We start from the raw sequence: 19,678 nt of genomic DNA on the forward strand, positions 1-19,678 counted from the left end.
GACTCGGGGCGGGGAGTTCTTCGACGGTCAGGCGGCCTTCGGTGCACACGACAGCTTTCATACGTTCGAGAATAATCGCTGCCCCCGAGGAGTCGGTTTCCCCCACCGGGTGGGTGCTATGAGCCCCCTCACCTTCCCGTGTGTTGCGATCGCAACATTGCCTGCTATGTTGCGTTCATGCAGATCCTGAAGAAGTCCTTCGTCGCCGCCGTAGCAGGCCTCGGTGTCGTCGCCGCCGTCCCCTCGATCGCCCACGCCGCCGAGCGTGACCTGGTGATCGTGTACGCGGGCCTGATCGCCCCCGGCCAGATCTACGAGCCCCTGAACACCAACCTGCGCAATGCCGGTTTCGACGTCAAGAACCTGTGGCTGCCCGGTTTCGACCACCGCAAGGAGGCCGGAGAGCTCAAGGCCACGGTGGACCAGGCGAAGAAGGCCTCGCCGAACCGCACCGTCTCGATCGTCTCGCACAGCTCCGGCGCGATCAGCAGCCGCTACTACATCAAGGCGCTGGGCGGATCCAAGGACGTCGCCCGCTCGGTGGTGCTCGGCGGCGTCGAGTACGGCTCGCCGACCGGCTGTGTGCTGCCGGCGCCCGCGAACGGCGCCTGCAACGGATCGGCGATCCTGAACCAGTTGAACGCCGGCGTCGACACCCCCGGCCCCACCGAGTTCTACTCGATCCGCAGCACGACCGATCCGCTGTCCGGCAACCTCGACGGCCGCCAGTGCCGCGCCACGGTCAAGGGCTACCTCCCGGCGGCCGCGTCGTTCGACCACGCGTACCTCGCCTGGGATCCGCGGGTCGTCCCGCTCGTCACCAGCTCGCTGCGGGGGAGCTGCCCCGGCCAGTGGGTGAACTCGCCCGAGGGCTCGGTCACCTACGAGAACAGCGTCGACATGAACCGCAAGTAGATTCCATCCCTGGGCACGATGCGGGTGCACCTGGTTCGATGAGTGCGTGAGCACATCGGATGACACCCGCATCGTCTCCGCCTCCCGCGACATCGCGGCCCCGGCGGACCTCCTGTTCGACTTGATCGCCGACCCGGCGCGCCAGCCCGAGTGGGACGGCAACGACAACCTCACCGAGGCGGCGCCGGGCCAGCGGGTGCGCGCCGTCGGGGACGTCTTCACGATGACGTTGACCAACAGCCAGGTCCGCGAGAACCACATCACCGAGTTCGACGAGGGCCGGCTCATCGCCTGGAAGCCGTCGCCCGTCGGCGAGCCCGCCCCGGGTCACCTCTGGCGGTGGGAGCTGGCGCCGCTCGCCGACGGAGCCACCCGGGTCACGCACACCTACGACTGGACGCAGCTCCACGACGAGCAGCGCCTCCCGCGGGCCCGGGCGACCACCGCGGACCGTCTGGCCGCGTCCGTCGACCGGCTCGCGGCCCGCGCCGAGGATCGGTGAGCGGACCCGCACTGCAGCGGACGCTCGGCCTCGGGGACGCCGTCACCGTCGGCCTCTCCGCGATGATCGGCGCGGGCGTCTTCGTCGTCTTCGCGCCGGCCGCCGCGGCGGCGGGCTCCGGGCTGTTCCTCGGCCTGGCGATCGCCGCGCTGATCGCGTACTGCAACGCGAGCAGCTCCGCCCGGCTCGCCGCGCGGTACCCGCAGTCCGGCGGCACCTACGTGTACGGGCGCGAGCGGCTCGGCCCGTTCTGGGGCCACCTCGCCGGCTGGAGCTTCCTGGTCGGCAAGTCCGCGTCCTGCGCCGCGATGGCGCTCACCGTCGGCCACTACGCCTGGCCCGCCCAGTCGCACGCCGTCGCCGCGGGTGCCGTCGTCGCGCTGACCGCCCTCAACGTCGCGGGCGTGGAGCGCTCGGCGCGGGTCGCGCGCGTGATCGTCGCCGTCGTCCTGGCGGTGCTCGTCGCGGTCGCGGTCGCCGCGTTCACCTCCGGCGCGGCGGAGCCGTCCCGGGTGTTCGACGGTGCGGCCGCCGGCCCGTTCGGGGTGCTGCAGGCCGCGGGCCTGCTGTTCTTCGCGTTCGCCGGGTACGCGCGCATCGCCACCCTGGGCGAGGAGGTGCGCGATCCGGCCCGGACCCTCCCGCGCGCGATCTTCGTCGCGCTCGCCGTCGCCCTCGGGGTGTACGTGCTCGTCGGCGTCGCGCTGGTCGTAGTCCTCGGCACGGCCGGGCTCGCGGCCTCGGCCGCGCCGGTCGCCGATGCGGCGCGGGCGGCCGGATTCCCGGTCGCGGTGGTCACGGTGACCGCCTGCGTCGCGGCGCTGGGTTCGCTGCTGGCGCTGCTGCTCGGCGTCTCCCGCACCGCTCTCGCGATGGCCCGCGACGGTCATCTGCCGCGCCCGCTCGCCGCGGTCGACGGCCGGCGCGGGGTCCCGGTGCACGCGGAGCTGGCCGTCGGCGCCGTCGTCACGGTGGTCGCGGCCACGGCCGATCTCGGCGCCGCCATCGGCTTCTCGTCGTTCGCGGTACTCGTCTACTACGCCGTGGCGAACGCGTCCGCCTGGACGCTCGACGCCGCGGTCCGCGCCCGGATCGTGCCCGCCATCGGGCTGGCCGGGTGCCTGCTCGTGGCGCTGTCGCTGCCCGCCGGCTCGGTGTCCGCGGGCATCCTCGTGCTGGTCGCGGGCGCCCTCGCCTACGCCGTGACCCGCACGAACGGCGCGTCCGGCTAGCAGCCCGTCTGGTACAGCGCCTTGAGCCAGCCGGCGCTCTGGTAGCCCCAGCCGAAGACCGTCTCGGCGGTGCCGCGCTGCTCGGGGAAGTCGGTCATCTGCATGGCCCGGCCGTAGCAGCGCTCGAGGATGAAGCGGGCGCGTTCGAGGTGCGCGGTGGTGGTGACCACGATGATGTCGTCCCAGCCGCGGGCGGCCGCGAGCCGCTGCACCTCCTGGGCCTCGCCGCGGGTGGTCCAGGGCTCGGGAAGGAAGCAGGTGACCTGTACGCCGGTGATCGTCCGCGCGCAGAGCTCCCGCATCCGGGTGTCGTCGGCGCCGACGGAGTTGGACAGCACGACCTGCGTCGACAGGCCCCGCTCCGCCAGGTCGAGGCCGTACTCGAACCGGTCGTAGGGATTCCCGCCGAGCACGACGATCGCGTCCGCGGGCCTGAGTTCCCGGTCGATCTTCGGCTGCAGGTAGGCGCGGTCGAGGGCGATGCCGACGACGGCGACGAGCACGAGCACCAGGGCGCACGCGATCAGCCGACGCATCCGCCGCCCCCCGGTCACCGCTGTTCGCACCACTGCAGTATCGCGGTTGCAACATCCGCGCGCACATCGGGGTGATACCCGGGGTGGTCGCCGGCGCCCGGCCGCACGGCGCGGACGGTGCCCGCGCGCTGTCGGCCGGCGAGGCGAAGCAGCCGACGGAGGCCCTCGGGGCCGCGCTGGGAGTCGAACCACGCGGCATCGGGCGGGGCGAGGACGAGGACCGCGTCGGTCCCCGCCGCGACGACCGGCCGCAGCAGGACCTCGGGGACCTGCGTGACGCCGCGTCGGCCGAGGAGCCGCCAGGCCGGGTAGGGCAGCCGGGTCCGCAGTAGTTCCTTCAGGCGCCCGCGGGGGCTGCGCGCGAAGGCGGGGTCCGTGCGCGGCACGCCCAGGTCCTGCGCGGGCGCGGCCGTGATCCCCGGTTTGAGCCGCCACGAGTAGAGGACCGTGTTCACCAGGACCGTCGTATCCGCCGCGGCCGCGCGGGCGGCGTGCGCGGCGTACCAGGAGCCCGAGCACACCCCGGCGGTGAGCAGGGGGCCGTCGAGCGCGCGGGCCGCGGCGACCGCGTCGTCCACCCCGGCCGGCGGGAACAGCGCGACGGCCTCGCCCGCGTCGACGGGGCCCGATTCGCCGGCGCCGCGGCGGTCGAAGCGCAGCGCGGCGCCGCCCGCGGCGGCGACCTCCCGGGCCAGCGCGACCCACGCGCGGTTCGGGCCGTGCCGGGTGTCGTTGGCGGTCGCGCAGAGCAGTACGGACCGGCGCGGTGCGCCCACGGCGGGGACGGTCCTGATCGCCGCGGCGCCACCGATGTCCTCGATCCGCTCCTCGACGTCGCCCCACCGCGCCCGGGCGCGGATCTCGGGCGCGACGGTGACGCGCTCCCCGTCGGGCAGGGCGGCGCCCAGCCAGGCGGCGATGTCGGCGACCGCGGCGTCGGGGATGCGGACCAGGTGCGCGCTCGGTTCGACGAACTCCGGCATGCCGTCGACGGCGATCCGGTCGGCGCCGACGGGGCCGACGGGTGCGGCGCCGGGGCGCTCCGCGATCAGGACGCGCGGGGCGGCCAGGGCGTCGGCCGGCAGCGTCGCGAGCTCCGCGACGGCCGTGGGGTGCACGTCGAGGCCGATCCACGTGTCCGGCCCGGCGCCGATCGCCATCCGCGCGAGCGCGCCCTGCGCGCGGGTGAAGGGCCTGCCGCCGATCGGGTCCCACAGGACCGCGGCGGGCGGGGTCAGGCCCGCGGCGCCCGCGACGGCCGCGCCCGCCCGCAGCGCCACGACCGCGGGGGCGCGCACCCCCAGATCGCGCAGGTACGCGTCCGCGTGCCGGACCGAGACGATCCAGCCCGCGGCGGCGTCGGGCAGGCCCGCGGGGCCGGCGGAGTCGCCCGTGCCGAGGTAGTCGAAGCGGAGCACGGCGAGGCCGTCGGCGGCGAGCAGGGCGGCGAGCCGGCGCAGCCCGCGCTGGGCGTCGTACTGCTCCTTGGCGAGCGGCGGGACCAGCAGGACCGCGCCCCGCACCCGGCGCGACGCGGGCAGGTGCAACGCGCCGTACAGCGGCGCGTCGGCCGGGCCGAAATAGGTCCGCAGCTCCAGCGGGGCGTCAGTCGAGGGCATCGACGATCTCCCTCGCCCGGTCCGTGTACGTGTTCGCGCCGCCGGTGATCGCGGCGTGCCCGGCGGCGGCGATCCGCGCCGCGGCCGCGGGTTCCGCCCGCACCCGCGCGACGATGCCGTCGATCTCGGCGGGGTCGTCGTACAGCAGGGCCTCGCGGCCGTCGGCGAGCAGCTCCGCGTGCTCGGCGGTCCGCGGGCCCACGAACAGACCGCCCGCCGCGGGGACCTCGAAGGTGCGGCAGGTGTGCGTGTCGCGGTTGTCGGAGTTGAGCAGCACCAGGTTCGCGTCGATCGCGCCGATCGCCGCGGACAGGGCGGTGCCGTACTGCGGGCCGCGCACCGTCGCCCGGCTGCGCACGACGGCGGGCCTCCGGCGCCAGCCCGGGCCGGCGAGATAGAACTCCGGGCCGAGCCGGGCGGCGAGGCCCGTGACGAGCGCGGCGCGGTCGGGGCGGGCGTTGCCGACGAAGCCGGCGGCGTACCGCCGTGACGAGCGCGGCGCGACGGGGCGGTGCCAGTCGGGGTCGTAGGCGCTCCGCACGAGGATCGCGCGCTGCGCCCCGCGCGCGAGCAGCTCCGGCACGTTGTGCGCCTTGGTGGTGACGATCGCGTCCCAGCCGGGCTCCGCGGCGAGGTACTCGGGGGTGGTGTTGACGGGGTTGGCGACGTCGTCGGCGCTGTAGTGCACGTGCCGGCCCGCAGGCAGGTTCAGCAGGCGTTCCTGGTCCAAGTGCACGGACGTGTAGCAGAACAGCAGGTCGGCGACGGGCTGCGCCTCGAGCCGCCGGTGCACGGCCTCGACGGTGGCCGGCGCCCGCCGCCCGGTGCGCTTGGCGTACCACCACGCCGGGCCGCCGCGGCGGGGGAGCGTGACGGCGGTGGTGTCGACGACGGTCACGTCGTGCCCCGCCCGGCGGAAGCCCTCGGCGAGGGAACGGGCGTTGCTGCCGTACCAGTCGTCGCCGGCGAACAGGATCCTCATGCGGCGGCCCCACCGGCCGGTGCGGGGACCGCCGCGGCTTCCAGGCGCCGGGCCCGCAGGACGGAGAAGCCCGCGGCCGCGGTCTGGGCGGCAACGATCCCGGCCACGACGGTCAGCGGGTCGTGGGTCCGCAGCGCGACCGCCAGCGTCGCCGCGATGACGACCGCCCCGACCGCGCCGGCCTGCAGCACGCCCCGCGCGTCGCCCAGCACCGGCAGGACGGCCGTCGCCACGAACGACGCGACCGCCAGGCCGGGGAGGGCCCACGCCTGCACCTGCAGCAACGGGACGGCGCCGTCGAATTCGTCGCCGAAGAGGAGGGGGAGCAGCCACGGTGCGAGCAGCGTCGCGGCCGCGGCGAGCGCGACTCCGCCGGCCGCGACCAGGAGGATGCCGCGTCGTGCGGTCGCCCAGAAGGCGTCGGTGTCCCGGCGCGCGAGCCGGGGGAGCAGGCTCACCCCGACGGCGTCCAGCAGCGAGCCGGCCGCCTGCACCGGGCGGTCGCTCGCGCTGAACAGGCCCAGCGCGTGCGGCGGGAGCGCCGGCGCGAAGACCGTCGCGGCGCCCGGGCCGTACGACGACGACAGCAGCCGCGCCGCGAACACCGGCGCCCCCGTGCGCAGGAGTGCGCGCGGCGCGCCGGGCCGGGCCGGGCGGCCGTGGTCGCGGATCGTCCGCGCCCAGGACCACCCGACCGCCAGGACGTTCCCCGCCAGCAGGCAGCCCATCGCCACCTCCGGCGTCCGGACCTGCGGCAGCAGCGCCACCAGGAGCGCCAGGTAGACGACCCGGCCCGCGGTCTGCTGCGCCACGACGGCGCCGAACCGGCCCGTGCCGAGGAGCACCCAGTCGTCGCCGCACGCGCTCACCGACCCGACGACGAGACCCAGCGCGCCCATCTCCACGGCGCGGGGCACCGGCAGCGCCGCCGCAACCAGGAACAGCGCGGTGAACGCCGCGAGCGCCGCGGCGCGGAGCCCGGCGTAGTCGCCCCGCAGCCGGGCCAGCCCCGGCTTCTCCGCGCGGGCGGCCACGAACGCCGTGATGCCCAGGTCGGTGCAGAGCGCGCCCAGGAAGTACGTCGACATCGCGATCGCGAGCAGGCCCATCCCGGCGGGGCCCAGCAGCCGCGCGCACAGCGGGATCGTGACGAGGGTGATCGCGTACTGGCCGTACCGGCCGGCCGAGACGAGGACCACGTCCCGGAGCACCCCCGCGACGCCGGGGAGCCGCCTCATCGGACCCGGGCCACCCGCGCCAGCAGGGAGTCCGCGATCGCCGCGGAGGTCTTGAGGTCGAGATCGCGGCCGCGGTCGCGCGCCGCCGCCCCGAGCTGCTCGCGCAGCTCCCAGTCGGCGATGAGCGCATCGAGCGCGACGGCCAGCTGGTCGGGGCGGCGCGGCGTCACCAGGACGCCGGTCTGCCCGTCGACGATGAGCTCCGTCGGCCCGCCGGCGCGGGCGGCGACCACGACCCGGCCCGCGGCCATCGCCTCGGCGACGACCTGCCCGAAGGGCTCGGTGAGCCGGGAGTAGTGCACCACCACGTCGGCGTCCGCCGCCTCGGCGAGCGGATCCTCGACGTGCCCGGTGAAGGTCACCCGGTGCGCGATGCCGAGGCGCTCGGCGAGTTCCTCGAGCTCGGCGAGGTACCGATCGTCGCCGTCGAAGTGGGTGCCGCCGACGAACCGCACCTCGGGCTGGGCCTCCATCTGGGCGAGCGCCCGCAGCAAGAGGTCCTGGCCCTTCCACGGCGTGATCCGGCCGATCATGGCGATCTTCACGCTCTTCGGGGCGCGCTGCGGCGCCGCGGCGGGGACCGTGCTCAGGTCGACGCCCGGGTGGCACACCGCGGTCGGGCTGCCGCCGGTCGAGATGGTGCGCAGCGTCCCGCGCGAGTTGGCGAGGTAGCCGGACGCGGCCATCCGGCCGAGCAGACGCAGCGGGAAGCGCTTGCGGCCGAAGTACTCCGCGCTCACCCGGTCGTGCACCTGCCACACCAGGGGGATGCCCGTGCGACGGGAGGCGACCGCTCCGACGAAGAGCGACTTCGTCGACTCGGCGACCACGACGTCGGCGTCGGCGGCGAGCAGCATCGGGGCGAGCCGCCGGCCGGCGCGGTAGAGGCCGACGGCGGCGCGCAGCACGCCCACCGGCCCGGCGTCGCGGCGCACCGTCGACGGGCGGCCGGGGACGACGGTGACCGGCACGTCCGCCGCCTCGAGCACGTCGGTCAGGGGGCCGGGCGCGAGCAGCATCACGGAGGCGGGGACGCCGCGGTGGCGGAGCTCTCCGGCGAGGCGGGCGAAGGCGAGCTCCGCGCCCGAAGGTGCGGCGGTGTGCCCGAGGAAGACGGGCCGGCGCGCGCTCATGCGGCGACCGCCCGGTAGAGGGCCGCGTGCCGCGCGGCGGCGGCGTCCCAGGTGAAGCGCTCGGCGTGCGCGCGGCAGGCCGCCGCCGAGGGGCGCGCACCGTCGAGCCCCGCGGCCAGACGGTCCGCGAGGGCCCCGGCGTCGCCCGCGGGCACGACGAGATCGGGGGCGAGATCGCGGACCGCGTCGGGGAGGCCGCCGACGTCCGTGACCACCGGGGCGCGGCCGGAGGCGAGGGACTCGAGGGCGACGAGCCCGAAACCCTCCCAAGCCAGGGACGGGACCGCCGTCAGCGTCGCGGCGGCGTACCGGCGCGCGAGGTCGGCGTCGTCGATCGTTCCCACGAAGGTCACAGTATCGGTGATCCCCAGTTCCGCCGCGCGTTGCCGCAGAAGGTCGCGCTGCGAGCCGTCGCCCACGACGTCGAGCCTGGCGTCGGGGTGTCGTGCCAGCACCGCGGGCCAGGCCCGCAGCAGCACGTCGATGCCCATCCGGCGCTCCAGCCGCCGGACGCAGAGCACGCGGGGCGGACCGTCTGGGGCGGGGGCCGCGGCGAAGCGCGCGAGGTCGACGCCGGGCGGGATCACGTCGATCGCCCCGCGGTCGGCGCCGTACCGGGCGACGAGCACGTCGGCGAAGGCCTGCGAGAGCACCACGAACCGGTCGCTGCCGCGGTAGCGGGCGCGTTCGATGAGCGCCTTGACCGCCACGGCGGCGCGGCCCTCGCCCGCGGCGGCGCTCTCCTGGGCCCACGGGCCGTGGAAGTGGGTGACGAGCGCCGCCCCGCGGGGCGCCGGGCCGAACAGCGCGAAGTGCCGGTCGAGGACCGCGGTGTCCGCGGGCCCGGGTCGACGGGACGCCCGGATCCGGGCGGCCGTCGAGCCGGCGTCGGGCCCCCAGGTCGCGCCCCCCGACTCCGGGTCGCCGAAGGCCGCGGCGGTGGCGGCGACGTCGGTCCGCCGGCGCAGGGCCGCGAACAGGTCCGCGAAGTAGCGGGGGAGACCGCCGGGCTCGGTGCCCGGCCAGGTGGTCCCGGTCAGGTGGACGGGGACCGCGGTCACAGCTGGGCGGAGACGGAACCGGGCCACGTCGCGCGGTCGAGGCCGTGCCGCGCGAGCAGCGCCAGGGCGATCCGTTCGATGCCGAAGCCGAGGCAGGCACTGTGCGCGGGCGCGCCGTCCACGGTGGTGATGTCGAAGTGCACCCCGAAATGATCGCGGTGGTAGTTGCTGGACGCGACGGCGACCCCCGGAACGTCCTCGCCGTAGATGGGCACCAGCAGTTCGGTCTTGAGGTTCTCCGCCGTCTGGTTGGCGGCGAGCATGCGGCCCGCGCGGCCGAAGAAGGGATCCGTCGCGGGGGTCTGCCGGACGGCGAGGCCGAGGTCGCTGAGCAGGTCGGCGGCGCGCGCCACCCACGTGTCGCGGTGCGCGACGGCCGCCCGGTCCGAGCCGACGCGGACGATCTCGCGCATGCGGAAGGACTGCATCCGGGCCGGATCCGCGGAGGGCTCGCGCCGGAAGCAGTGGCCGGAGACGTCGACCCAGGCGCCGTCGCGGGGGAGCTGCCCGCTCAGGACCGGGTACACCGAGTGGCACGCCGACGGCACGAGCGCGACGTCGCTGGCGTGGAAGTGGCCGCCCCAGTCGTGGCCCGCGTTGCGGCCAGCGAGCAGGAGGCGGTGCTCGGCGTCGCCGCCGGTGTACGTGGAGACCGCGGCCGCGAGCTGCGGGAACGACACGATGTAGTCGGTCCGGTCGAGGTACTCGCGCGGCATCACGGGCGGGAAGGACAGCACCGTGGCGGCGCCGCCGTGCACGTCGCGCACCGTGGCGCCGATCAGCGCGTCGATCGCGGCCGTGAGCTCCGCGAACGCCGCGCCCTGCCCGTACACGCCGTCGACGCCCGACGGGATGAGGAGCCCCGCGTCGAAGAGCGACGCGCGGAACTCCTGCTGACGTGCGTGCAGGTCAGTAAAGTCGATCGCACGTGCTGCTGCGGCCTGCGTCATCGGTCTCTTCTCCGTGGCTGGAACCGTTGTCACTGCAACATGTTACCAGGCTAGGGTGTACGACGGCGGCGCGGGAGTCGCGACTGCAAAAGGATTCGCCGCCGGTGTCGCGCCGGTGCGCGACGCTGGTGGGAGGTGCGGTGGACGAGGCGATCCGCTCGATCGTGGGGCGTCATGGCCGGTTGACCAGGCCGATCGCGGAAATTGCGGGTGGTGATGATCTGTTTGCACTCGGTCTCACGTCCCACGCGGCCGTGAACGTCATGCTGGCTATCGAAGACAGATTCACTATCGAGTTCCCAGACTCGTGCATGAGCAAGAACACATTCAGCACTCTGGATTCGATCGCGGCGACGGTCCGCGAGCTCGTCGGCTGAGGCGCCGATGACGCGCATCGCCGTCGTCCACGAGCGGTGGACCGAACAGGGCGGCTCCGAGAACGTCGCGCGGGCGCTGGTCGACGCCTGGCCCGGCAGCCGCCTCCACGTCGCCTTCGCCGATCCGCGCACCGTCCCCGACGAACTGCGGGGCCGGATCGCCGTCACGGGGCTCGACGGGGTGCACCGGGCCCTCGGGCGGCGCTCCCACGCACCGCTCATCCCCCTCGCGCCGGCCGCCTGGCGCCGCCACCGCCCGGACCCCGGCGCGGACGCTGTCGTCATCAGTCACCACGCGATGGCGGTCTCGGCCGCGCAGTCCTGGCCGGACGCCGCGGTCGTCGCCTACGTGCACTCGCCCGCCCGCTGGGCGTGGCTGCCCGAGCTGCGGTCCGGGGAGGCCTTCGGTGGCGCCGGCCGGCTCGCGCTCGCGGCGCTCGCCGCGCAGACCCGCGCGGTCGAGACCGCCGCGGTGCCCTACCTCGACGTCGTGGTCGCCAACTCCACCGCCGTGGCCGAGCGCATCGAGCGCTGGTGGGGCGTCCCGGCCCGGGTGGTCGCGCCGCCCGTCGACGTCGCGCGGTTCACGCCCGACGGTGCCGCCCCCGGCGACTTCTTCCTGGTCGCGGGGCGCCTCGTGCCGTACCGCCGGGTCGACCTCGCCATCCGCGCGGCCCAGCGCGCGGGGGTGCGGCTCGTCGTGGCCGGCGACGGGCGGCACGACGCCGCGCTGCGCCGCATCGCCGGCGACGAGACCGTCTTCCTCGGCCGCGTCTCGGACGCGGACATGGTGCGCCTGCAGCGCGACGCGATCGCCACCGTCATGCCCGGCGAGGAGGACTTCGGCATCGTGCCGGTGGAGGCCATGGCGGCGGGCACCCCGGTCCTGGCCCGCGCCGCGGGCGGCGCGCTGGACACCGTGGTGCCCGGGGTCTCCGGGGTGCTCGTGCCCGACGGCCCCGACGAGCCGTTCACGGACGCCCTCGCCGCGGCGATGCGCGGCCTGCGGCCCGCGGAGTTCGACCCGGCGGTGCTGCGCGCGCACGCCGAGCGGTTCTCCGTGCCGGTCTTCCAGGAGCGGATGCGGGCGATCGTCGCGGAGGCGGTCCGGTGAACCGGGTGGGGATCGACCTCGCCGAGGTGGCGGGCATCGAGGAATCGGTGGCGCTCTTCGGTGCGCGCTTCACCGAGCGGGTCTTCACCCCGGGCGAGCTCGCCACGTGCGCCGGCGACGCGCGCCGTCTCGCCGCGCGGTGGGCGGCGAAGGAGGCCGCGATCAAGGCGCTGCGCCTCGGCCCCGACACGGCGACCCCGCCGCGCGAGATCGAGGTCGTCGGCACGCCGCACGGGCCGGAGCTGCGGCTGCACGGCGGCCTCGCCGCGCGCGCCCGCGAGCAGGGCTGGGTCCGCGCCGAGGTCTCGCTCACCCACACCGACCGCACCGCCGCCGCGGTGGTGGTCGCCGAGCTCGCGGAGCCCGGCTCCTAGCGTCCGCCGCGACCGAAGAGCACGGTGCCGACGGAGATCAGGAGAATCTTCGCGTCGAGCCACAGGCTCCAGTTCTCGATGTAGTAGTTGTCGTACGACGCGCGGTCCCGGATGTCGGTGTCGCCGCGCAGCCCGTGGATCGCGGCCCACCCGGTCAGGCCCACCATCACCCGGTGTCGGGACTGATAGGCGGGGATCTCCGCGCCGAAGCGGTTGGCGAAGTGCGGGCGCTCCGGCCGCGGGCCCACCACCGACATGTCGCCCCGCACCACGTTCCACAGCTGCGGGAGCTCGTCGATCGAGTGGCGTCGCAGGAACCGGCCGAGCCGGGTGATCCGGAGCCGGTCGTCGGTCCAGTCGCGGTCCGACTCCTCGTCGGGGACCGGCCGCATGGTGCGGAACTTGTACAGCGAGAACAGTCGGCCGTCCTGGCCGACCCTGGTCTGCCGGAACAGGATCGGCGCGGTCGGCTCCTGGAGCTTGATCGCCACGGATACCAGGAGCAGGAGGGGGGCGAGCAGTACCAGGCCCACGAGCGAGGTGACGAACGAGGTCACACGCTTGACCCGCCAGTGGCTCGAGCGCAGCGCGAGTCGGCGCACCAGGACCAGCGGGGTGGTGTGGATACGGTCCATGTCGCGGTCCTGGTGCACGAACTCGTACAGGCGCGGGACGACGTAGATCTCGCAGTCCAGGGTGTCGCAGTCGCGCAGCGGTTCGACCAGCGTGGAGTCGCGGTCGCGGGAGAACGCGACGATCACCGTGTCGATGTCGTGCTCGCGGATCAGGCGGGCCAGGTCGTTGCGGCGCGGGATCACCTCGACCGGGAACGCGGTGGCGTCGAGCGGGTCGTCGTCCATCACCATCACGGGCCGCAGCCCGTACTCGGGGAACATGAACATCGAATGGACCAGCTCGCCCGCGACCTTGCCGCCGCCGATGACCAGGGTCCGTCCGCCGTTCTCGGGGTGCTGTGCGCGGTGCCGCCGGACCGCGCCGTAGTACAGCACGCGCACGCCGAACAGCACCGCCCAGCACAGCGCGGCGCCGATCAGCTGGTAGTGGTCGTCCTGCCAGACGGTGATGACGCCGATCGGCGCCAGCATCCACCCGGCGATCGCCAGCTGCGGTGCGGCGTCGAGCGCGCTCAGGGTGATCCGGGTGCGGTACAGCCCGAAGAGGTAGAAGACGCTGACGGCGAGGGAAGCGCCGAGGAGGCCCTCGACCGCGTGGGTGACGTGCGAGGGGGACGAGGAGTTCGTCGCCGCCAGGAAGGCGTAGATGATCAGGAAGTCGAAGAATGCGAGCGCCCACGAGTGGCGGCGCATGCGGCGGCCGCTGCCGGCCGGTGCACCGTTCAGGCTCATGTGCTCCTCGGGACTTTCGGATGTTGCTTCGTCGCTCGAATATAGGACATTGTCGCGATGCTGTGACAACCAGTGCATTCTGCCATTCGCCCGGACGTAGGGTGAGCGGCGTGCAGCCACTCCCTTCCCAGGTCGCGATGCTGCAGCTCGCCGCCGAGCAGCCGGGCGCACGGTCGCTCGTCATCGACGCGGCGTGGCGCACCGATCTCCGGATCGACACCGCCGCCCTCGAGCGGGCGGCGGCGGGTGCGCTCGCCGAGACCGAGGCCGCCGAGATCGGGGCCGTCGTCGACGGCGGCGCGCGGTTCGTGGCCGCCCGTCCCGCCCCCGTCGGGGTGGAGCGCTTCGGCACGGAGGAGGCCTACGCGGCGTGGCGCGCAGGCGGCACGCTGCAGCTCGACGGTGGGCCGCTGGTGCGCGCGACCATCGTGCGGGTCGGCGGCTCCCACGTCGTGCGGCTCCTCGCGCATCACGCCGTCCTCGACGGCTACGCCGTCACCCGGGTCTTCCGCCGGATCGTCGCCCGCCTGCGCGCCGAGGCCGACGGTGCGCCCCTCCCGCACGAGCGCCTCGGCGACCTCGCGGCCCTCGCCGCGGAGGCGGCCCCACTGCGCCCGCCCGACGCCGCGTTCTGGTCCGCCGCGACGGACGGCGTCGGCGACCCCGGCCGCGAGATCGCCTTCGCGGACCGCGTCGCGCCACCGTCGGGGCGCCCGCGGCAGCGCCGGGCGCGGATCTCGGCGCCCGGGATCGCGGACCGTCGGACGTGGCCGGCGGAGGCCGTCGCCGTCGTCGCGGCGTACACCGCCCGGTACCTCGGCACCGCCGAAGCCCACGTCGGTGTGACCGCGGGCCTGCGCCGCACCGCCCTCGAGCGGGCCACGCCCGTGCAGTGGATGGCCGTGGTGCCCACCCGCCTGGCCGTGCCGCCGGACGCGACGCCCGCGACCCTCGCCGCCGACGTGCGGCGCTGGCTGGCGGCGGCGTCCGAGCGGATCGCGGGCGGCGAGCGGCCCGAGCAGCTGCTCACTGTGGTCCCCGCCGCCTGGCGAACCGGGCGCCTGCACGGGCCCATCGTCAACGTGCTCCCGGACGTGCGGACCGACGGCTGGTCGCTCGACGTGACGGCGTGGGGGCCGGTCCCGGACTGCCTGATCTCGGTGTACTCCGAGCCCGGGGACGAGCTCGTCGTCGACGGCGTCTTCCATCCCGAGCTCTACGACGCGGCACGGGCCGCCGCCCATGTCGACGCGGTCGCGGCGCTGCTGGGCGCCGCCCTCGCCGCGCCGGATGCGCCGCTGCCCGCGGTGCCCGCCCGGCCGGTGGATCCGGACCGGATCGCGGTGCCCGGCGGGTGGGCGGTGCCCGCCCGGATCCGCGCCGCGCTCGTCGCGGCGGGCTTCCCCGCGGACGGCGTCGAGCTGCGGGCCGCGCCGCCGGTCACCGTCGTGCTGCACGGCGTGGACGTCGCGCGCCTGCCGGACGCGCGGGCCGTCCTGCCGCCGGGCGTGCGCGTCCGGATCAGCTGACGATTTGCTAGAACGGCACGAGAACTTGCCGGCCGACCGCGTGGTCGGCACGCTGGGTTCCATGGCCGACCACGCACACGCGCACTCGCACACCCATCCGGACTGGGAGGCCCTCGCGGCCGAGATCGAGGCGGAGGGGGAGACCCTCCTGCCGTACGTGACGCAGGCGCTCGACGTCATCGCCGGCGGCGTACCCGCGCCGGGGACGGTGCTGGACGTCGGCTCCGGCCCGGGAGTGTTCTCCACGGCGCTGGCAGCGCGGTTCCCACAGGCGCGTGTGATCGCGGTCGACGGCGCCCCCGCACTGCTGGACCGCGCCCGGGACCGCGCGACGGCGGCCGGGAACCCGATCGAGACGCTCCCCACCGACCTGCCCGCGGGGTTCGCGGAGCTGCCCGCCGCCGATCTCATCTGGACCGCGCAGACGATGCACCACGTGGGGGATCAGGGCGCCGCGGTCGCGGCGCTCGCGAGCCGGCTCAATCCGGGCGGCGTGCTCGCGGTGGCCGAGGGCGGCCTTCCCTCGCGGTTCCTCCCGCGCGACATCGGGCTCGGGCGCCCGGGCCTCGCCGAGCGGCTCGACGCTCTGCAGGCCGTGGGCTTCGGGGAGATGCGGGCCGCGCTCGATGGCACCGTCGACGCGCCGGAGGACTGGCCCGCGCTGCTGCGGGCGGCGGGGCTGCGGGACGTGCGGGCCCGCACCTTCCTGGTGGACCGCCCCGCCCCGCTCGACGACGGGGCCCGCCGCGGCGTGGCCCAGATGCTGGGCCGCTACCTGCGGATGGCGGACCGGCTCGACCCGGACGACGCGGACGTCCTGCGCCGGCTCACCGACCCGGAGGACCCGCAGAACGTGCGACGCCGCCCCGATGCCTTCGTGCTGGCCGCACGAACGGTGTACATCGGGACGGCGCCGTGACCGTCGTCGGAGACTAGGAGACCGTCGCGACCCCGTCGCGGAAGGTGATCGTCCCGTTCTGGAAGGTCTGCTTGATCGCGCCGTTCTCGGCGGTCTCGTCGCTGGTGGGGTAGCCCAGCTTGCCGGTCTCGTGGCCCGCGTCGCCCCACTTGTCGCCGATCACGCCGTGCACGACGTGCGCGCCCGACGCCTCCGACCAGTAGATCGTGCCGCCCTTGAGCGTGAGGTACTTGCCCTTGCCGTCCGGCAGTGCGGAGACGGGGCCCAGAGGCGCACCGAGGTGCCCCTTCTCGTAGCCGTACTTCGCGTACTCGCCGATGATCGGGCCGTCGGTGAGGGTGACCTCGGTGCCGCCGGGGGTCGCGATGCTGGTCGAGGGCACGGCGGCCTGCGACTCGGAACCCGCCCCGTTCGCGCCGGATCCGTTCGCGCCGGTGACCGCCGAGGCCGCGCTGCCGGCCGCCGAGGTGGCGGCGTCCTTCGCGTCGTTCGCCGTGTCCTTGGCGTTGTCGCAGGCGGAGACGGTCACGGTCAGCGCGACGGCGGCGGCTACTGCACCGATCGTCCGTGTGATCCGAGTATTCATAAGAGCTCCCTTCGGCAGGGTGAACTGAACGCTCGGAATGTAACCACATTCTTGACTGGATTTCAGCGCAGACGCACCGTTTGTATCTGATCCACCGTGCCGACCGGGCCCGCGATGTCGTGAATGACCGAATGGGTCAGACCAGCGCCATCGGGTCCGGTGGACACCCGAGTGTCGAAGCCGAGAGCGGGTCCGACGGGATCGCGGAACAGGTGCGCGGTGAGGTCGAGGTTCGGATACGCGACCTCCTCCGGGGTGAACCGGGGTGTCATGCCGTTGGCGATGTCAAACAGTCGCGCGGCCCGTGCGACCGGCCCCGACGGCTCGTCGAGCAGGTCCACGTCGGACTCCACCCAGTACGCTGCGCGGCCGGGCCGCACCTCCTGGCGGCGGGCGCGCGCGGAGGCGATGTAGCCCCCGGGCCAGACAGTGCTCGGGTCCCACTCCGGCATCCCCGCCGCCGGCGGGATCGGCTCGAGCTCGGAGCCCGCGACGCCGCGCGTGTCGCGGCGGTCGAGCAGCCAGGCGCGCAGGACGAGACCGGCACGGCCGGCATGGCTCAGCGTCGCCTCGACGAGTTCGATGGTGCGGCCCGGGCGGACGACGCGGACGTCCACCTCGACCACGTCCATCGGCAGCGTGCCGAGGATGTCGTACGACAGGCGCGCGAGGCGCAGGTCGTCGTCGCGTCGCGCGTCGCGGTCCTGTTCCACCGCGTGCGCGAGGAGTGCCATGGGCGGGGCGATGTGCTGTTCGGCGGTGTTCCACCCGCCGGAGACGTGCTCGGTCGGACGGAACGCGGTCGCGGAGACCCGGTCGAAGTACGGCATGGAAGTGAGCGTACGCCCGCGACCGGCGCGTATCGCACATAGGGTTAATGATCACTAACTGTAATTCGCCCCCGGAAACGACCGCGCCCCGCACACCGGAACGGTGTACGGGGCGCGGCTGCCGGCCGGAGGAAGAGGATCAGGCCTTCACATCGAACCGGTCTGCGTTGGCGAGCTTGGTCCACGCGGCGACGAAGTCGCCCACGAACTTCTCGCCGGCGTCGGCGGCGCCGTAGACCTCGGCGATGCCGCGGAGGATCGAGTTCGAGCCGAAGACGAGGTCGGCGCGGGTGGCCGTCCACTTCTTCTCGCCGGTCGCCCGATCGGTGCCCACGTAGGTCGCGTCGTCGTCGGACGCCGGGGCCCACTTCGTGGACATGTCGAGCAGGTTCACGAACCAGTCGTTGCTCAGTGTGCCCGGGCGATCGGTGAACACGCCCGCCTCGGACCCGCCGAAGTTGTTGCCCAGCACGCGGAGGCCACCGAGGAGCACCGTCATCTCCGGCGCCGTGAGGCCGAGCAGGTTGGCCTTCTCGACGAGGAGGTACTCCGCCGGCATGGGCGCGCCCTTCGCGACGTAGTTGCGGAAGGCGTCGAAGCGCGGCTCGAGGACGGCGAAGGACTCGACGTCCGTGTCGGCCTGGGTCGCGTCGGCGCGGCCCGGCGTGAACGGGATCGTCACCTCGACGCCCGCGGCCTTCGCGGCTTGGGCCACGCCCGCGTTGCCCGCGAGGACCACGACATCGGCGAACGAGACCTTCGTGCCGGACTCCGCGTTGAAGGCGTCGACGACGCCCTCGAGCGTCCGGATCACCTGTGCCAGCTCGTCGGGCTCGTTGACCTCCCAGCCGGCCTGCGGCTGCAGGCGCAGGCGGCCGCCGTTGGCGCCGCCGCGCTTGTCGGTGCGACGGAACGACGAGAACGCCGCCCACGCGGTCTTGACCAGCTGCGCGGTGGTCAGGCCGGTGGCCAGGATCCGCTCGGTGATCGCGTCGGCGTCGGCCGCGCTGATCGGGGCGCCCTCGGCCGCGGGGATCGGGTCCTGCCACAGGTGCTCGGTCTTGGGGACCAGCGGGCCCACGTAGCGGGCGGTCGGGCCCATGTCGCGGTGCAGAAGCTTGAACCAGGCCTTGGCGAAGGCGTCGGCCAGCTGCTGCGGGTTGTCGAGCCAGCGCTTGGTGATCTCGCCGTAGATCGGGTCGTACCGCAGCGACAGGTCGGTCGTCAGCATCGACGGGTGGGTCTTGCCGGTGCCGAAGGCCTCCGGCACCGAGTTCGCCCAGCCGCCGTCCTTCGGGCGCCACTGGTTCGCGCCGGCGGGGCTCTGGAAGAGCTCCCACTCGTTGCTGTAGAGGATCTCGAGGAAGCTGTTGTCCCACTTGGTGGGGGTGTGCGTCCAGATCACCTCGAGGCCGCTGGTCACGGCGTCCTTGCCGACGCCGGTGCCGTTGTGGCCCTTCCAACCGAGGCCCTGCTGCTCGATCGGAGAGGCCTCGGGCTCGGGGCCGTTCTCGACCGGGCCAGCGCCGTGGGTCTTGCCGAAGGTGTGGCCGCCGACGATGAGCGCCGCGGTCTCCTCGTCGTTCATCGCCATCCGGCCGAAGGTCTCGCGGATGTCGTCGGCGGCGGCGATGTAGTCCGGCACGCCCTCGGGGCCCTCGGGGTTGACGTAGATCAGGCCCATGTGGGTGGCGCCGAGCGGCTGGTCCAGATCGCGCTTGCCGGAGAACCGGCCGTCCGAGCCGAGCCACGTGTGCTCCGGGCCCCAGTAGACGTCCTCCGGCTCCGCGACGTCGGCGCGGCCGAAGGCGAAGCCCTCGGTGGTGAAGCCCATGTCCTCGAGGGCGACGTTGCCCGCGAACAGGATCAGGTCGGCCCAGGAGAGCGAGCGGCCGTACTTCTGCTTCACCGGCCACAGCAGGCGGCGCGCCTTGTCCAGGCTGACGTTGTCGGGCCAGCTGTTGAGCGGCGCGAAGCGCTGCAGGCCGGCGCCGCCGCCGCCGCGACCGTCGGTGGTGCGGTACGTGCCGGCGGAGTGCCAGGACATGCGGATGAACAGCGGGCCGTAGTGGCCGAAGTCGGCGGGCCACCAGTCCTGCGACTCGCGCATGAGCGCGACCAGGTCGGCCCGGACGGCCTCGACGTCGAGCGTGGCGACCGCGGCCGCGTAATCGAAGTCGGCACCCAGGGGGTCGCCCTCGGCGGGGTTGTTGGCGAGCACCTTCAGGTTGACCTCGTCGGGCCACCAGTCGCGATTGCCGCCGCCGGCGACCGGCGGGCGCAGCGAACCGTGGGCGACGGGGCAACCGCCGCTTCCGCTCGTCTGTTCCTGGGGGGAGGTGGTCTGATCCTCGGACACGGCGTTCCTCTCGGTACGGATGTGTGTACGGCTGTTGAAGCGAGGCGGCCGGGCT

At 74.5% G+C, this 19,678-nt stretch carries 19 protein-coding genes; 8 read left to right on the forward strand and 11 right to left on the reverse strand.

All coding sequences use genetic code 11. From position 1 onward, the window contains the following. Positions 1-177 precede the first annotated feature (177 nt). Genes LB823_RS14585 through LB823_RS14595 form a run of 3 tightly spaced genes read left to right on the forward strand, consistent with a single transcriptional unit; the run spans position 178 to position 2,649 of the window. Positions 178-915, forward strand: a complete 738-nt coding sequence (locus LB823_RS14585; RefSeq protein ID WP_224647955.1) for a triacylglycerol lipase — start codon at positions 178-180, stop codon at positions 913-915. Positions 916-961: 46 nt separating this feature from the next. Beyond that, complete coding sequence (locus tag LB823_RS14590; protein WP_224647956.1) at positions 962-1,417, forward strand: SRPBCC family protein; 456 nt, start codon at positions 962-964, stop codon at positions 1,415-1,417. Further along, positions 1,414-2,649, forward strand: coding sequence for an APC family permease (locus tag LB823_RS14595; RefSeq protein WP_308011456.1), 1,236 nt, complete (start codon positions 1,414-1,416; stop codon positions 2,647-2,649). The genes LB823_RS14590 and LB823_RS14595 overlap by 4 nt, the downstream gene beginning before the upstream one ends. On the opposite strand, the gene LB823_RS14600 is transcribed toward LB823_RS14595, so the two are convergent. From LB823_RS14600 to LB823_RS14630, 7 genes are read right to left on the reverse strand one after another with little or no spacing between them, the layout of a single operon-like run. Then, on the reverse strand, positions 2,646-3,185 hold the full coding sequence (locus tag LB823_RS14600; RefSeq protein ID WP_224647957.1) for a YdcF family protein: 540 nt from the start codon (positions 3,183-3,185) through the stop codon (positions 2,646-2,648). The two genes, LB823_RS14595 and LB823_RS14600, sit on opposite strands and share 4 nt — an antisense overlap. Positions 3,186-3,199: 14 nt before the next feature. Then, entirely contained in the window at positions 3,200-4,804 is a 1,605-nt protein-coding gene (locus LB823_RS14605; RefSeq protein ID WP_224647958.1) for an alpha/beta hydrolase, read from the reverse strand. Further along, positions 4,791-5,786 carry a glycosyltransferase gene (locus tag LB823_RS14610; RefSeq protein WP_224647959.1) on the reverse strand — a complete coding sequence of 332 codons (996 nt, stop codon included), beginning with the start codon at positions 5,784-5,786 and terminating at the stop codon, positions 4,791-4,793. The genes LB823_RS14605 and LB823_RS14610 overlap by 14 nt, the downstream gene beginning before the upstream one ends. Continuing rightward, entirely contained in the window at positions 5,783-7,024 is a 1,242-nt protein-coding gene (locus tag LB823_RS14615; RefSeq protein WP_224647960.1) for a lipopolysaccharide biosynthesis protein, read from the reverse strand. The genes LB823_RS14610 and LB823_RS14615 overlap by 4 nt, the downstream gene beginning before the upstream one ends. Next, entirely contained in the window at positions 7,021-8,157 is a 1,137-nt protein-coding gene (locus tag LB823_RS14620; RefSeq protein WP_224647961.1) for a glycosyltransferase, read from the reverse strand. The genes LB823_RS14615 and LB823_RS14620 overlap by 4 nt, the downstream gene beginning before the upstream one ends. Continuing rightward, positions 8,154-9,218 carry a glycosyltransferase family 4 protein gene (locus LB823_RS14625; RefSeq protein ID WP_224647962.1) on the reverse strand — a complete coding sequence of 355 codons (1,065 nt, stop codon included), beginning with the start codon at positions 9,216-9,218 and terminating at the stop codon, positions 8,154-8,156. Before LB823_RS14625 ends, LB823_RS14620 begins: the two co-directional genes overlap by 4 nt. Further along, positions 9,215-10,168 carry an amino acid--[acyl-carrier-protein] ligase gene (locus tag LB823_RS14630; protein WP_224647963.1) on the reverse strand — a complete coding sequence of 318 codons (954 nt, stop codon included), beginning with the start codon at positions 10,166-10,168 and terminating at the stop codon, positions 9,215-9,217. The genes LB823_RS14625 and LB823_RS14630 overlap by 4 nt, the downstream gene beginning before the upstream one ends. 140 nt (positions 10,169-10,308) lie before the next feature. Between LB823_RS14630 and LB823_RS14635 the strand changes: the two genes are divergently transcribed. From LB823_RS14635 to LB823_RS14645, 3 genes are read left to right on the forward strand one after another with little or no spacing between them, the layout of a single operon-like run. Then, complete coding sequence (locus tag LB823_RS14635) at positions 10,309-10,545, forward strand: acyl carrier protein (protein WP_224647964.1); 237 nt, start codon at positions 10,309-10,311, stop codon at positions 10,543-10,545. A gap of 7 nt (positions 10,546-10,552) precedes the next feature. Beyond that, the gene (locus LB823_RS14640) at positions 10,553-11,659 is read left to right on the forward strand and encodes a glycosyltransferase (RefSeq protein ID WP_224647965.1); all 1,107 of its coding nucleotides are present in this window, start codon (positions 10,553-10,555) and stop codon (positions 11,657-11,659) included. After that, positions 11,656-12,033, forward strand: coding sequence for a 4'-phosphopantetheinyl transferase superfamily protein (locus LB823_RS14645; protein ID WP_224647966.1), 378 nt, complete (start codon positions 11,656-11,658; stop codon positions 12,031-12,033). Before LB823_RS14640 ends, LB823_RS14645 begins: the two co-directional genes overlap by 4 nt. On the opposite strand, the gene LB823_RS14650 is transcribed toward LB823_RS14645, so the two are convergent. Further along, positions 12,030-13,400: a sugar transferase gene (locus tag LB823_RS14650; RefSeq protein WP_224647967.1), complete on the reverse strand. Its 1,371-nt coding sequence runs from the start codon at positions 13,398-13,400 to the stop codon at positions 12,030-12,032. The two genes, LB823_RS14645 and LB823_RS14650, sit on opposite strands and share 4 nt — an antisense overlap. A gap of 110 nt (positions 13,401-13,510) precedes the next feature. Between LB823_RS14650 and LB823_RS14655 the strand changes: the two genes are divergently transcribed. Together LB823_RS14655 and LB823_RS14660 are read left to right on the forward strand one after the other, a co-directional pair. Beyond that, entirely contained in the window at positions 13,511-14,929 is a 1,419-nt protein-coding gene (locus LB823_RS14655) for a hypothetical protein (RefSeq protein ID WP_224647968.1), read from the forward strand. 61 nt (positions 14,930-14,990) lie between these two features. Continuing rightward, entirely contained in the window at positions 14,991-15,848 is an 858-nt protein-coding gene (locus LB823_RS14660; RefSeq protein ID WP_224647969.1) for a trans-aconitate 2-methyltransferase, read from the forward strand. A gap of 13 nt (positions 15,849-15,861) precedes the next feature. Here the strand turns inward: LB823_RS14660 and LB823_RS14665 are convergent, their stop codons facing one another. The 3 genes from LB823_RS14665 to katG all read right to left on the reverse strand — a co-directional run bounded on the left by LB823_RS14665 (position 15,862) and on the right by katG (position 19,623). Beyond that, complete coding sequence (locus LB823_RS14665; RefSeq protein WP_224647970.1) at positions 15,862-16,434, reverse strand: LGFP repeat-containing protein; 573 nt, start codon at positions 16,432-16,434, stop codon at positions 15,862-15,864. 62 nt (positions 16,435-16,496) lie between these two features. After that, the gene (locus LB823_RS14670) at positions 16,497-17,264 is read right to left on the reverse strand and encodes an acyl-CoA thioesterase domain-containing protein (RefSeq protein ID WP_224647971.1); all 768 of its coding nucleotides are present in this window, start codon (positions 17,262-17,264) and stop codon (positions 16,497-16,499) included. A 139-nt stretch (positions 17,265-17,403) separates the two neighbouring features. Continuing rightward, on the reverse strand, positions 17,404-19,623 hold the full coding sequence (gene katG / locus LB823_RS14675) for a catalase/peroxidase HPI (protein ID WP_224647972.1): 2,220 nt from the start codon (positions 19,621-19,623) through the stop codon (positions 17,404-17,406). Positions 19,624-19,678: the final 55 nt, after the last annotated feature.

This window comes from Tsukamurella sp. M9C, assembly GCF_020169415.1.
Lineage (GTDB): Bacteria > Actinomycetota > Actinomycetes > Mycobacteriales > Mycobacteriaceae > Tsukamurella.

What these genes read in the sequence shown, in the direction of transcription:
- LB823_RS14670 (WP_224647971.1), bottom strand. Translation starts at nt 17,264, where the DNA reads ATGCCGTACTTCGACCGGGTCTCCGCGACCGCGTTCCGTCCGACCGAG.
- LB823_RS14605 (WP_224647958.1), bottom strand. Translation starts at nt 4,804, where the DNA reads ATGCCCTCGACTGACGCCCCGCTGGAGCTGCGGACCTATTTCGGCCCG.
- LB823_RS14665 (WP_224647970.1), bottom strand. Translation starts at nt 16,434, where the DNA reads ATGAATACTCGGATCACACGGACGATCGGTGCAGTAGCCGCCGCCGTC.
- LB823_RS14630 (WP_224647963.1), bottom strand. Translation starts at nt 10,168, where the DNA reads ATGACGCAGGCCGCAGCAGCACGTGCGATCGACTTTACTGACCTGCAC.
- LB823_RS14585 (WP_224647955.1), top strand. Translation starts at nt 178, where the DNA reads ATGCAGATCCTGAAGAAGTCCTTCGTCGCCGCCGTAGCAGGCCTCGGT.
- LB823_RS14610 (WP_224647959.1), bottom strand. Translation starts at nt 5,786, where the DNA reads ATGAGGATCCTGTTCGCCGGCGACGACTGGTACGGCAGCAACGCCCGT.
- LB823_RS14640 (WP_224647965.1), top strand. Translation starts at nt 10,553, where the DNA reads ATGACGCGCATCGCCGTCGTCCACGAGCGGTGGACCGAACAGGGCGGC.
- LB823_RS14650 (WP_224647967.1), bottom strand. Translation starts at nt 13,400, where the DNA reads ATGAGCCTGAACGGTGCACCGGCCGGCAGCGGCCGCCGCATGCGCCGC.
- LB823_RS14660 (WP_224647969.1), top strand. Translation starts at nt 14,991, where the DNA reads ATGGCCGACCACGCACACGCGCACTCGCACACCCATCCGGACTGGGAG.
- LB823_RS14600 (WP_224647957.1), bottom strand. Translation starts at nt 3,185, where the DNA reads ATGCGTCGGCTGATCGCGTGCGCCCTGGTGCTCGTGCTCGTCGCCGTC.
- LB823_RS14615 (WP_224647960.1), bottom strand. Translation starts at nt 7,024, where the DNA reads ATGAGGCGGCTCCCCGGCGTCGCGGGGGTGCTCCGGGACGTGGTCCTC.
- LB823_RS14620 (WP_224647961.1), bottom strand. Translation starts at nt 8,157, where the DNA reads ATGAGCGCGCGCCGGCCCGTCTTCCTCGGGCACACCGCCGCACCTTCG.